Annotated in this window: 13 protein-coding genes and 1 pseudogene; 12 read left to right on the top strand and 2 right to left on the bottom strand. The window is 62.3% G+C overall.

The features are described 5' to 3' along the window. The first annotated feature begins 283 nt into the window (after nucleotides 1-283). The 6 genes from DSC_RS12795 to DSC_RS16215 all read left to right on the top strand — a co-directional run bounded on the left by DSC_RS12795 (nucleotide 284) and on the right by DSC_RS16215 (nucleotide 6,924). A complete protein-coding gene (locus DSC_RS12795; RefSeq protein WP_052299810.1) occupies nucleotides 284-1,468 on the top strand; it encodes an ABC transporter substrate-binding protein in 1,185 nt (394 codons plus the stop codon). Nucleotides 1,469-1,652: 184 nt separating this feature from the next. Beyond that, nucleotides 1,653-2,804, top strand: coding sequence for a DcaP family trimeric outer membrane transporter (locus DSC_RS17285; protein WP_238527646.1), 1,152 nt, complete (start codon nucleotides 1,653-1,655; stop codon nucleotides 2,802-2,804). A 137-nt stretch (nucleotides 2,805-2,941) separates the two neighbouring features. Continuing rightward, nucleotides 2,942-3,820 carry a branched-chain amino acid ABC transporter permease gene (locus DSC_RS12785; RefSeq protein ID WP_014161597.1) on the top strand — a complete coding sequence of 293 codons (879 nt, stop codon included), beginning with the start codon at nucleotides 2,942-2,944 and terminating at the stop codon, nucleotides 3,818-3,820. Next, complete coding sequence (locus DSC_RS12780) at nucleotides 3,820-4,833, top strand: branched-chain amino acid ABC transporter permease (protein WP_148268140.1); 1,014 nt, start codon at nucleotides 3,820-3,822, stop codon at nucleotides 4,831-4,833. Before DSC_RS12785 ends, DSC_RS12780 begins: the two co-directional genes overlap by 1 nt. After that, the gene (locus DSC_RS12775) at nucleotides 4,830-5,591 is read left to right on the top strand and encodes an ABC transporter ATP-binding protein (RefSeq protein WP_043290666.1); all 762 of its coding nucleotides are present in this window, start codon (nucleotides 4,830-4,832) and stop codon (nucleotides 5,589-5,591) included. The genes DSC_RS12780 and DSC_RS12775 overlap by 4 nt, the downstream gene beginning before the upstream one ends. Before the next feature lie 31 nt (nucleotides 5,592-5,622). Next, nucleotides 5,623-6,924, top strand: coding sequence for an ATP-binding cassette domain-containing protein (locus DSC_RS16215; RefSeq protein WP_083833612.1), 1,302 nt, complete (start codon nucleotides 5,623-5,625; stop codon nucleotides 6,922-6,924). Nucleotides 6,925-6,980: 56 nt separating this feature from the next. On the opposite strand, the gene DSC_RS15755 is transcribed toward DSC_RS16215, so the two are convergent. Then, a complete protein-coding gene (locus DSC_RS15755; RefSeq protein ID WP_014161593.1) occupies nucleotides 6,981-7,340 on the bottom strand; it encodes a catalase in 360 nt (119 codons plus the stop codon). Nucleotides 7,341-7,406: 66 nt separating this feature from the next. Further along, nucleotides 7,407-7,919, bottom strand: a complete 513-nt coding sequence (locus DSC_RS12765) for a catalase family protein (RefSeq protein ID WP_014161592.1) — start codon at nucleotides 7,917-7,919, stop codon at nucleotides 7,407-7,409. Nucleotides 7,920-8,057: 138 nt separating this feature from the next. Here DSC_RS12765 and DSC_RS12760 point away from each other — a divergent pair. From DSC_RS12760 to DSC_RS12745, 6 genes and pseudogenes are all read left to right on the top strand, one after another. Further along, nucleotides 8,058-8,846, top strand: a pseudogene (locus tag DSC_RS12760) (exodeoxyribonuclease III); the annotation flags it as partial. Between the two features lie 134 nt (nucleotides 8,847-8,980). Beyond that, nucleotides 8,981-9,847 (top strand): SDR family oxidoreductase, encoded by an 867-nt coding sequence (locus DSC_RS12755; RefSeq protein ID WP_014161590.1) that lies wholly within the window; start codon nucleotides 8,981-8,983, stop codon nucleotides 9,845-9,847. A gap of 27 nt (nucleotides 9,848-9,874) precedes the next feature. Further along, nucleotides 9,875-10,960 (top strand): molybdopterin-dependent oxidoreductase, encoded by a 1,086-nt coding sequence (locus tag DSC_RS17440; RefSeq protein WP_014161589.1) that lies wholly within the window; start codon nucleotides 9,875-9,877, stop codon nucleotides 10,958-10,960. 14 nt (nucleotides 10,961-10,974) lie between these two features. Then, on the top strand, nucleotides 10,975-11,301 hold the full coding sequence (locus DSC_RS17435) for a hypothetical protein (protein WP_202944883.1): 327 nt from the start codon (nucleotides 10,975-10,977) through the stop codon (nucleotides 11,299-11,301). Continuing rightward, the gene (locus tag DSC_RS17105) at nucleotides 11,226-12,170 is read left to right on the top strand and encodes a molybdopterin dinucleotide binding domain-containing protein (protein ID WP_014161587.1); all 945 of its coding nucleotides are present in this window, start codon (nucleotides 11,226-11,228) and stop codon (nucleotides 12,168-12,170) included. Before DSC_RS17435 ends, DSC_RS17105 begins: the two co-directional genes overlap by 76 nt. 97 nt (nucleotides 12,171-12,267) lie before the next feature. Beyond that, nucleotides 12,268-12,558, top strand: coding sequence for a hypothetical protein (locus tag DSC_RS12745; protein ID WP_014161586.1), 291 nt, complete (start codon nucleotides 12,268-12,270; stop codon nucleotides 12,556-12,558). The last annotated feature ends 79 nt before the right edge of the window (nucleotides 12,559-12,637 follow it).

The raw sequence follows: 12,637 nt of genomic DNA, 5'->3' as shown, positions 1-12,637 counted from the left end.
TTCCCAGGCTGGCAGTGGGCTTGGTTATGGCGCGCGACGGGCTCTGGCTTACGCAGGCGAAGTTGCTAGAGATATGAGATGGATGCTTTGCGAGCCACAAGTCCAGCGATTGGTGCCCATGTCGGAGGGCGCGACCAAGATCTACCACGGGCTGCTCCACAGGAGGCCACTTTGTAACGTAAATGAGTCGTTTGATCGCGGGGAGGATAAGGCACCGATGTGGCGGTGCTGACATGCACGCAAGCTGTCTACTTGAAGACAATGACCTTAAGGGAGGATAGGAATGAAACTGCTACTTCAATCTTTGATGGACCTGGCCAAAGGGGCCAGATATGTGACATTAGCTATCGTCGCGGTTTTGGGTTTCACCGCGATACCGGCCACGGCCAAGGATGCGATCCGAATAGGGGCGGTCACGTCGGTTACCGGGCCCGCCTCCTATCTCGGCGAGCCCGAGAAGAATGCGCTCGAGTTCATGGTAGGAGAAGTCAACAAGAAAGGTGGTGTGCTCGGGCGCCCGCTGGAGTTGGTGCTTTACGACGACGCCAGCAACGCTGAGCGAGCCAGGACAATGATGCAGCGGCTCCTTACCCAGGACCGTGTGAGTGCGGTGATGGGCAGCAGCATCACTGCCAGTTCCTTGGCGATGGAGGCGCTGGCTGCCCGTCACGGCGTGCCCCAGATCACGATGGCGGGAGCGCGCATCCTCACCGATCCGGTAAAAAAATGGCTTTTCTCCGTCACCGAGAGCGACGTGATGTCCGCCAGGGTGATCTACAAGCATATGAATGAGAAAGGCATTGCAAAGCTTGCGCTGCTTTCCAGCACCACAGGTTATGGGCGCGCCGCGCGAGAAATATTCATCGAGGAGGCGCAAAAATTCAAGATCAAGATCGTCATGGACGAAACCTATGCTGTCGGGGACTCTGACATGACCGCGCAGCTGACCCGCATTCGCGGTAACAAGGAGGTGCAGGCCATCATCAACCTGGACGCAGGAAATCAACCGGCCATTGTGGCCCGCAATCGCGTTGCTTTGGGGATCAAGGTGCCGCTATACATGAGCCATTCGATGGCAGCTCCCGAATTTCCAAGCCTGGCGGGACGCTCCGCCGAGGGTATACGTATGAATGCGCCGACCATGCTCGTAGCGGAACAGATGCCGCAGGGTTCGAAGGAGCGTGAGCTGGGCATGGCATTCCGAAAGCTCTACCAAGATCGTTATGGCCGGGTGCCTAATACCTTTGCCGGCTATGGCCACGATGCGTTGGTTCTGCTGGCGGACGCCATCCGTCGTGCGGGAAGTACCGATCCTGCCGCGATCCGCGATGCCCTGGAGAAGACCCGCGGCCTGGTAGGCGTGACCAGCACCCTTACGTTTGCTCCCAATAACCACGGAGGTGTGTTTGAGCAAAGCAGTCTACGAATGGTTGAGATCCGCAACGGTGGTTTCGTCCTCATTGACTGACTGGCAGCGGTCTCGGTTAGGCGGCGGAGGGCCGCAAGTAAAGCAGGGGATAAGTAAGTGGCTAAGCGGTATATGAATCACTTAACCAATAGATAGGGAGGGGAAATTTATGTTTATGTCTAGAATTTTTGCAGCTGGCGTTTCAGCAGCGAGTTGTGCGGGAGTGCTCGCTTCGGCCCCGCTGATGGCGCAGGAGAACGGCTTCAAGATGGGAAACACGACCATCACGATGGACGGTTTCATCAAGCTTGATACGATTGCGGTCCGAACAAGCGATGGCAATTTCCCGGCAGAAGAGCTGCGGGACTTTTATGTCCCTAGCGCTACGCCGATAGGGGATCGGGACTCTGAGGAGAGCCTGACCATGCATGCAAAAGAGTCGCGCTTTTCATTCCGGACAGATACCGACGTAGGCACGGGAACGCCGTTAAAGGGACTGATAGAGATGGATTTTGGCCCGGGTCGGGCGGTGTTGAACGGGACCAGCACCACCAACAACCAGGGGGTAAACATGCGTCATGCTTACTTCCAGTACGGCTCATGGGGTTTTGGGCAGACCTGGAGCACAGGGCTATTTGGACCGGCCATTTTGGAGTCGCTGAATTTCTTTGCTCTTAGCGAGGGTATGTTCACGCCGCGTCAGCCGCAAATCCGTTATACGAGTGGGCCATTTGCCATCTCCCTGGAGCGCCCTACAACGACCGCTCAGGTCAGCGGCTCTGATACATCGCTGGCCAGCCTGAAGAGCGAATACACTAATGGGGTGGTCCCCGATCTCGTGGCCCGTTATTCGTTCAACGCGGGTAAAGCCCAATTCGCGGTCACGGGGATTTTGCGGCGGCTCGAGGTGGATGGAAGGGTGGCGAATTTTGGTGCAACGGCCACGCCGACTCTGAGCGGGGAGACCGCAACAGGTTACGGCATTGGTGTGGCCGGTAATGTGCCGCTAGGCGACGCTACCAGCCTGAAATTCATGGCCCTGGCTGGTAGCGGGGTAGGTCGTTACACCGGACTGGCGTTTGCGCCAGATGTGGAGGTCGCGGACGACGGCTCCAAAATCGACGCTGTGAAGCATGTGTCGCTCAATGCGGGCATCGCACACCGTTTCAGTCCCCAGTGGAGAACGAATTTCGGTTTTGGCATGGAAAACGCAGATCTTGACGGTGAAAGGCTCTCTGAGAAGTCCTGGAGCGCCTTGGTCAATCTCCTGTACTCACCGACGAAGGCTGTCACGGTCGGCGCTGAGGTCAAGCATGGTGCGCGGGAGCTCGTCGATGGCGCAGGAGGAAATCAGACGCGGCTTCAGTTCTCTGCCAGGTATGACTTCGGGGGCTGATCTTTGTATGTGGGACCGGCTTCGGCGATCGTTGCCGGGGCCGGTCCAAACTTGGTGCTACGGAGCGGTGATCGGGTCTAGTCGCTGTGACGGCTGGAGATTCCAGCGGCAGCGAAATCACGCAGGAAGTTATATCTATGTCTGAGTTCTTTCAGTATTTGATTACTGGCTTGACCATTGGTTCCATGTACGGCCTGATTGGCCTGGGCATCGTGCTTGTCCACAACGCGAGTCATGTGGTGAACTTTGCCCAAGGGGATTTGCAGATGCTCGGTGGCATGTCGGCCGTCGCCTGTCTGGGCGCTGGCCTGCCGCTGCCGCTGGCATTGTCACTCGGGGTCCTCGCCGGCGGGCTGGTGGGATTGCTGATGTTCAAGTTCACCATTGAGCCGGCCCGCAAAGCCGGACCGCTGGGGCTGGTGATCATCACGCTGGGTGTCGGCTTGGTGTTACGCGGCGCTGCTGAGTTGGTGTGGGGCAAGGGCTTTTATTCGTTGCCATCGTTTAGCGGTGACGAGGTCATACGGCTGGGAGGCGTCACGGTCGTTCCGCAGAGCCTATGGGTGATCGGATCGACCGCAGTGGTGGTCGTGCTGTTGGCGTATTTTTTTAGCCGCAGCCTGACGGGGAAGGCGATCGTTGCGACTTCGCTGGATCGCGACGCGGCCACCCTGATGGGCATCAACACTGGACGAATGCAACTGTTCACTTTTGGCCTGGCCGGGCTGTTGGGAGCTGTGGCGGGGGTGCTGATCGCGCCAATCGCGTTCACCCATTCAGCTGCGGGCCTGGTATTGGGTTTGAAGGGGTTCGTGGCAGCTGTGCTGGGCGGGCTGGGCAGTTTTCGCGGTGCCTTGCTCGGCGGTCTGGCCCTGGGCGTGGCTGAGTCCATGATGGCGGGTTACGGCTCCTCGGATTATAAGGACGCAATAGCCTATTTATTGATTATATTGATTCTGATCTTTATGCCCCGCGGTCTTTTTGGTGGCATTGCTCGGGCTGGGGAGCGTGTTTGATGACGCAGGTAAAGGTAAAACGAAATGTCGCCTCCACTGGCGGGAAAAATGAAAACCAACGCAGTACTGCTGGGATATTTCTACGGCGGCCGGTCGTCAATGTTGCGGTCCTGGCTATTTTTCTGGCTCTCCTGCCACTGGCGCTAGAGTCGGGGTTTCACTATCACGTGGCAGTGATGATTTGCATCAATGCCACTATCGCGATAAGCCTGAATTTGCTTATGGGTTACGCCGGACAAATCAGTCTGGGCCATGCAGGGTTCGTCGCACTGGGCGCATACGGGACAGCCATCCTGTCGTCGCGTTATGGCTGGCCGGTCCCTTTGGCACTGCTGGGTAGCGCGGCCGGCGCCGCGTTCATCGCTTTTATAGTGGGACGGCCAATCCTGCGTCTGAAGGGCTATTATCTTGCACTCGCGACGTTGGCGCTCAGTATGATTATCTATCTGGTGATCAGCAACGAAGTTTGGCTCACCGGTGGGCCTGAAGGCATGGCAGTTCCTGGATTGGAGCTGTTTGCCGTCACCCTGACCGACCCCGCACATTGGTACTGGCTGGTTGCCATTCTGCTGCTTCTGGTTTTCTGGCTGTCGACCAACTTGATCAATTCCCCGTTGGGGCGAGCGTTGCGTGCCTTGGAGGGCCCGGATGCGGTCGCTGGCTCGGTGGGAATAAATGTCGCCTGGAGTAAACTTCTTGTGTTTACCCTGTCGGCCTTGGTGGCTGCATTGATGGGCGGGTTTCTTGCACTGTATGCAGGGTTCATTTCGCCATCGCTTGCTGACTTCATGCATTCCATTGAACTGGTGCTGATGGTGTTGGTCGGCGGTCTGGGTTCTGTGGTGGGCGCGATCATCGGCGCCGCTCTCATTACTCTTCTGCCGCAGGTGCTGACTGTCGTTGAGGAATACGAGACGCTGGTTTTTGGCCTCATCCTCATCGGTGTGATGATGTTCATGCCGCGAGGCTTGCAGCCTTCGTTGGTGAATATCTGGCGGAGGATCAAGCGTTGAACGCGCTGGAAGTTGTTTCTCTGAGCAAGGAGTTTGGAGGCGTGCGTGCCATTGACGGTTTGTCTTTTGGGATCACGCAAGGTTCCATACACTCCATTATTGGCCCCAATGGTGCGGGAAAAACGACCCTTTTGAATCTGATTACCGGAATCTATCAGCCGACACACGGCGAGGTCCGCTTCTTTGGAGACAACCTGATAGGTAAGCCGGTCCAGGCCCGGGTTAGTGCGGGTCTGGGGCGCACCTTCCAGACCCCGCAGGTCTGCATGAACATGAGCGCGGTGGAGAACGTCATGTTGGGCCGGCATCTCAAGTTGGAAAGTCGGCTGTTGCCGTCGGTGTTGCGGTTGCCGCGCATCCGCGACGGCGAGCGGGAGGCGCGCGACAGGGCCGCCGAGCTGATGGAATACGTGGGCCTGCAGGGCTATATAAACGACCACCCCGGCTCGATGCCGTATGGCGCGCTCAAACGTCTGGAGGTTGCTCGAGCGCTGGCCTGCGAACCGAAGCTGCTCTTGCTCGATGAGCCGGCCGCCGGTCTGGGGGCATCGGAGAAGGCGGATTTAACCAGCCTGATCGAGAAGCTGTGCGGAGACGGTCTGACCATAATATTGGTTGAACACGACATGAAGCTGGTGATGAGAATCTCTCAGCATATCTTGGTGATCAACTATGGCAAGAAGCTCGCCGAGGGGAAGCCGGCTGAGGTGCGGTGCAATCCGGATGTCGTGGCAGCCTATCTGGGCAGCGCCATATAACCAGCAAGCCGAATGGGTTGGGCAAGCGATGATGATTAAGGCATTGGAAAAGATTCAGGCGGAACATCGCGGTATGTGGCAGATCCTTAATGTCCTGGAGGAATCTGCACGCGCAGCGCGTGAAAGTGGCGTGCTACAACGAGGCCTGGTGGAGCTGGAATTGGATTACTTGGAGAGCTATATCGACCAGGTGCACCACCCGAAGGAGGACAGATACCTGTTTACGGCGCTGCTCGCGCGCACTGATGACGCGCGCACCCTGATCGCTGATCTCCAGCAGCAGCACCAGCAAGAGGCGCAGCGGCTGGGTCGCCTGCGGGCCGCGCTGTCTGATGGGAACCTGGATCTGGGCACGTACGCCAAGTTGGCTGATGATTACATTGGTTTTCAGCGCGCGCATATGCGCCAGGAGGAGGACCAATTGTTTCGGTTGGCACGCGAGCATCTGACAGGGTCGGACTGGCAGGCCATCGACGATGCCTTCGCCAATAACAAGGATCCCTTGTTTGGCGAACAGGCGCACGAGAAGTACGCCCTTTTGCGTTCGCATATTACGGCCCAGGCCCAACCACCGCTGGGTTTGGGAGGTACTTCGGTCACACGCATCAAAGCCGATGCGCAACCTCTGTTGGAGTTGCGGGGTGTGAGTGCCCACTATGGGCGTATCGCCGCCTTGCGGAATGTGTCCATTCAGGTCGGCAAGGGCCAACTGGTGGCCCTCGTAGGCAGCAATGGAGCCGGGAAGACGACCTTGCTGCGGACCATCTCCGGATTGCAGGCGCCCAGTGGCGGGGAGATGATTTTTGAGGGCCGCGACCTGTGTCGAATCAAGCCGGCGCAACGGGTCGCCGACGGCATCGCGCACGTTCCGGAGGGTCGTCAAGTGTTTGCGCCGTTGAGCGTTGAGGACAATCTTGTGCTGGGCGCATATAGCCGGACCGAAAAAGGGTCCGCCGTTCGCCGTGAAATTGACCACATCTACGACATATTCCCGGTGCTGCGGGACAAGCGTAAAGTGCCGGCCGGGACATTGTCTGGCGGACAGCAACAGATGCTGGCCATCGGTCGTGCCATGATGGCCAAACCCAGACTGATGCTGCTGGACGAACCGAGCATGGGGCTCTCACCGCTCCTGGTCTCGGAGGTCTTCGAAGTCATCAAGCGCCTCCAGCACGAGGGGATCACCATCCTGATCGTGGAGCAGAACGCGGCCGCGGTGCTGGCTCTGGCGGACATCGGGTACGTACTGGAGTCCGGGGAAATCACCCACTCCGGGGAAGGCTGGGCACTGCGCGACAATGAAGAAGTTAAGCGGGCATACCTTGGTATCTAGCTGGGTTTGCCTTCAAGAATACCTGGCATAAACAATGCTTCTGCGCGCGCCATTCCTCAGAAGATGGCGCGATGCAAAACCCGAGGCGCTCCTCGAACGCGCGGATGCCGAAGCTGCGCAGTTGCAGGGGTTCGTGCGGCGTCGCGCGTTACCGGCGGGTGGGGCAATGCGCGGTGCAAGCACAATCCATCCCTGGACGTGCAGCGGTTGATCACGCCGGGCAGCGTCGCTCCTGCAGCAGCCACCGCCTCGCGCAGTGCGTTGTCCTGTTTCAGCTCGATCGGTGCATCGCGCAGGGCCAGCAGCGCCGGCGACACCGGTGCCAGCTGCAACTTGGCCACGTAGTGGCCATAGCGCAGCGGCAGCTGGGTGTAGAAGGTTTCGCCCAGGATGTGGTGTGCCGGCTCGCCGCCCATCGCCTTGAGCGTGGCGCTTTGGCCGCCGACGGCTTCAAGGGCGCGCTCGGTGCCGCGCAGGAGCGCCTAGCCCAGCTCCTTGGCGCGCTCGGCCCGGTCGGTGGTCATGGCCAGCAGCTTGAGACTGCGCAGGAATGCCTGGCCATCGCGCGCGTTGAACCGCGGGCCGTTGACCATGATGAAGTCCTGACCGCGCTGCGCTTCAGAATCTTCCAGGCGCTCGCCCGGCACCTCAAGCACACGCAGCGCCACGCCGCGTGGAGTGGAGACCCGGTCAGGCAGCAGGTCCCCTGGCGTGGTGGACAGGCGCAGCACCGCCTCGAAGCGGCCGGGCCGGGCAAACAACCCCTGGCGCAGCGGCTCGGGCAGGTCGGGCAAGACTTCAAGGTGCGCCTGCAGCAGGCCATGACGCTTGGCATGCACGCTGCGCAGCGCGTGGTGGCCGTCGCGCCAGGTCTGCTCGGAGATGGACAGCAGCGCCTCGGCCAGTTCCTGCGCGACCTGCGCCTCGTGCGGGCCGGGCACGGCCATGGCCTGCAGATATGGCTGGTAGCGCAGGTCCGGCGGGTGGTCGGTCATGGTGATCCTGCCTGGAAACGGAAGGGCCCAAGATGCGCACCGGTGGATCAATGCACGGTGAGGTCCTGCCGGCCACAGCCTTCACGCTGCGCGCAGAACCGCTCACCCACCTTGGTGGGGGACTGCGAGGAGCACGTCATGCCGGCCAGGCTGTTGAAGATCGCCACCTACAACGTGAACGGGATCGGCGCGCGCCTGCCGCACCTGCTGGCATGGCTGCAGCGCGAGCAGCCGGACATCGTCGGCCTGCAGGAACTCAAGTGCAGCCAGGACGCCTTTCCCCAGGCAGCCATCGCCCAGGCCGGCTACGGCGCGATCTGGCAGGGCCAGCGTGCCTGGAACGGGGTGGCCCTGCTGGCGCGCGGCCAGGATCCGGTGGAAAGCCGGCGCGGGCTGCCCGGGGACCCGGGCGATGGGCAAAGCCGCTACATCGAAGCGGCGATCCACGGCATCGTGGTCGGCTGCCTGTACGCGCCCAACGGCAATCCGCAGCCGGGACCGAAGTTCGACTACAAGCTGCAGTGGATGGCGCGACTGGCGCGCCATGCCAGGACCCTGGTGGAGCTGCCGCATCCAGTGGCGCTGATCGGCGATTACAACGTGGTGCCCACCGACGCGGACATCTACGATCCCAAGGGCTGGCGCCGCGACGCGCTGCTGCAGCCGCAGAGTCGACAGGCCTTCGCCGAGCTGCTGGCCCAGGGCTGGACCGACGCGCTGCGGCAGGTCCATGGCGATGCCCGCATCTACACGTTCTGGGACTATTTCCGCCAGCACTGGCCGCGCGACCGCGGCCTGCGCATCGACCACCTGCTGCTCAATCCGGTGCTGGCCGCGGCCCTGCGCGATGCAGGCGTGGACCGCTGGGTGCGCGACCTGGAAAAAGCCAGTGACCACGCCCCCACCTGGGTGCAGGTCCAGGCGCCGTCCAGAACCGGCAAGTAGGCGCCCGCCGGGACCGCGGAACGTTCATGCCGCGTGCACGGGGGCAGCGCGTGCAGTTCACCTGCTTCTGTCCGCAGGGCCGGCACGCTTTTGCCTTTCTCCCTGGAGTCATGCCCATGCCGATTCCCGACTACCCGCGTCCTCCATTCAAGCCGCAGCAGCAGCCCTTCCCCGGCAAGAGTGCCAGGACCGATCCGGTGCCCGATATCGGCAAGGACAGCTACGTCGGCCACGGGCTCCTGGAAGGCAAGCGCGCGCTCATCACCGGGGGCGACAGCGGCATCGGTGCGGCAGTGGCCATTGCCTTTGCCCGGGAAGGCGCCAGCGTGGCCATCGCGCACCTGCCCGAGGAGCAGGACGATGCAGTCGACATCCTTGCGCAGATCAAGGCCGCCGGCGTCCAGGGGCATTCGTTTCCCTGCGACCTGCGTGACCCGGCGCAGATCCAAACCCTGGCCGCCGGCGTGCTGGAAGCGTTCGGCGGGCTGGATGTGCTGGTCAACAACGCGGCCTATCAGCGCTATTTCCAGTCCTTCGAGGAGATCACCCTGGACGAGTGGACCCGGACCTTTGCCACCAACGTCCATGCCCCGTTCTACCTGATCAAGCAACTGGTGCCGCACTTGCAGCCAGGGGCCTCGATCATCAACACCGCCTCGGTCAATGCCAAGGATCCAACGCCCAACATCCTGCCGTACTCCACCACCAAGGGTGCGGTGGCCAACATGACCCTGGGCCTGGCCTCGCTGCTGGCCGAGCGCGGCATCCGCGTCAATGCGGTGTTGCCCGGGCCGATCTGGACCCCGTTCATTCCTGCCGGCATGGCCGAGGAAAAGGTGAAGACCTTCGGCTCGCAGACGCCGTTCGGGCGTCCGGGCCAGCCGGCCGAGCTGGCCTCGGCGTACGTGATGCTGGCCACCGACACGGCCAGCTACACTTCTGGCGCACTGATCACCATCGCCGGCGCGCAGGCGGTGCTGTGAATCGATTGAATCAAGGGAGTGCATACGATGGATAACGGCAAGCACGGCCCGCAGCCGCAAGGGCCGGTGGGCGGGTGGGGTTCGCTGCGGGGCATGGCCCTGGTTGCGCTGCACGATCATGCCTCGCCGGGGGCGCTGCAGACGCTGGCCAAACAGAACAAGCCTGGTGGCTTCATGTGCAGCTCCTGTGCCTGGGGCAAGCCGGCCAAGCCGCACGTGTTCGAGTTCTGCGAAAACGGCGCCAAGTCGACCCTGTGGGAACTCACCCGCGATCGCTGCACGCCAGCATTCTTCGAGCAGCACACCCTGGCCGAACTGCGCCAGTGGCAGGACTACGACCTGGAGATCCAGGGGCGGCTGACCGAACCGCTGCGCTACGACCCGGCCAGCGACCGCTACCTGCGCTGCAGCTGGGATGAGGCCTTCACCGGCATTGCCGCTGAACTCAAGCAGCTCGACCCAAAGTCGGTGGTGTTCTATGCCTCGGGCAAGGCCAGCCTGGAAACCTCGTATCTGTATGGCCTGTTCGCGCGCATGTATGGGCACAACAACCTGCCCGACAGCTCCAACATGTGCCACGAGACCACCTCGGTGGGGCTGAAGAAGGTGATCGGCTCGCCAGTGGGCACCTGCACGCTGGAGGACTTCGAGCACTGCGATGCGATCTTCTACTTCGGCCAGAACCCGGGCACCAACAGCCCGCGCTTCCTGCACCCGCTGCAGGAGGCGGTCAAGCGTGGCTGCAAGATCGTGGTGTTCAATCCGGTCCGCGAGCAGGGGCTGGTGCGCTTCATCGATCCGCAGAACCCGGCGCAGGTGCTGACCGGCCATACCACCGAACTGGCGCACCAATACCTGCAGGTGCGCCCGGGCGGAGACATCGCCGCCTTGATGGGCCTGTGCAAGCACGTGCTGGCGGTGGACGATGCACGCCGCGCCGAGGGCTCGGCCGGGGTGCTGGACGCGACTTCATTGCACAACACACCCACGACTTCGAGACCTTTGCCGCCTGTGCGCGGGCCGCCGACTGGAGCACGATCGAGCAGGCCAGCGGCCTGGCCCGGGCCGAGCTGGAAGCGGCCGCCGAGGTCTATCTGGCGGCCGAGCGGGTGATCGGCGTGTACGGCATGGGCCTGACCCAGCATGTGCGTGGTTCGCAGAGCGTGGCCATGCTGGTCAACCTGCTGCTGATGCGCGGCAACATCGGCCGGCCCGGCGCCGGCGTGTCGCCGGTGCGCGGACATTCCAACGTGCAGGGCCAGCGCACGGTCGGCATCACCGAAAAGCCCGAGCTGGTGCCGCTGGACCGGCTCAGGCAGCTGTTCGACTTCGAGCCACCGCGCGAGACCGGCATGACCACGGTCGAGGTGTGCAAGGCGTGTGCGAAGGCACGGTCCGCGCCTTCGTCAGCCTGGGCGGCAACTTCGTGCGCGCCATTCCCGATCGCGATGTGATGGAACCGGCCTGGGCCGGGCAGGCACTGACGGTCTACATCGCCACCAAGCTCAACCGCAGCCACCTGGTGCATGGCCGCGCCTCCTACCTGCTGCCGTGCCTGGCGCGTTCGGAACAGGATCTGCAGGCCGGCGCGGCGCAGTCGGTCTCGATGGAGGACAGCTTCAGCCATATCTACGGCTCGATCGGGCGGCGCAAGCCAGCCAGTGAGCATCTGCGCTCGGAGCTGGCGATCGTTGCGGGCCTGGCCAAGGCGACCCTGCCGGCGCATCCGAAATGGCAGTGGGATGCCTGGACTGCCGACTACGGCCGGGTGCGCGACCTGATCGAACAGACCTGGCCGGAGATGTTCGGCCACTACAACGCACGCATGTTCCAGCCCGGTGGCTTCTATCGCGGCAACCCGGCCCGTGAGCGGGTGTGGAAGACCGATAGCGGCAAGGCGCAGTTCACCACCCCGACGGTGCTCTCGGCGCTGGGAGTGGGCGATGCGCCGGGCCGCTTCCACCTGATCACCATGCGCTCCAACGACCAGTTCAACACCACCATCTACGGGTTCAGCGACCGCCTGCGCGGGCTGGAGGGCGCGCGCGCCATCTTGTTGATCAACCCTGCCGACATGCAGTGCCAGGGCCTGCGCGAAGGCCAGCTGGTGGATCTGCTCGGTGATGCCGACGATGGTGCCACGCGGGTGGTGGCCGGGCTGACGGTCACCCCGTTCAATCTGCCCGATGGCTGTGTGGGCGGCTATTACCCGGAGATGAATGCGCTGGTGCCGCTGTGGTACCACGACCAGGCCTCCAAGACGCCGGCCTCCAAGGGCGTGCCGGTGCGGATCCGCGCGCATGCCGATGCGCAGCCGGCCTGAAGCGTGAGCCGGGCGCCGAGGTCCGCCCTGTGCATCCCATCGGCCCACTCAGCGGCTTCACGTGGGCATGAGTGGGCCCTGTGCACGCTGATGCTTCATGAATTTCTGCGTCCGCGAGCACTCCATGGAGATGAAGTCGTATCTGTTTCGCACCTGTGGTGTATCGGCGCCAGGTGAGGGCAGCGCGCTGTTCAACAACGTCGTGGCCGCGCTCAATGAGCTGGCCGGAGGCGGCCACAAGCTGGAGATGTTCCAGCTGGCCGCCACGGTGGCCGACGATCGCGATGGGCCGATGGTGATCATGCCAATGAAGGCGCCCTCCGGCTGGTACCACCATGTACAGCCGGTGCTGCAGCGCCATGGCCTGGACTGCCGCGAGTACTGGTAAACCCGGGTGCCCGCCAAGTGGCCGGCCCGGGCGCATGTGATCGAGCCGTGCACGCAAGAGCGACGCATCGGCAACATTC

The organism is Pseudoxanthomonas spadix BD-a59 (genome assembly GCF_000233915.3).
Classification (GTDB): domain Bacteria; phylum Pseudomonadota; class Gammaproteobacteria; order Xanthomonadales; family Xanthomonadaceae; genus Pseudoxanthomonas_A; species Pseudoxanthomonas_A spadix.
This window is presented reverse-complemented; position numbering and strand designations above follow the sequence as displayed.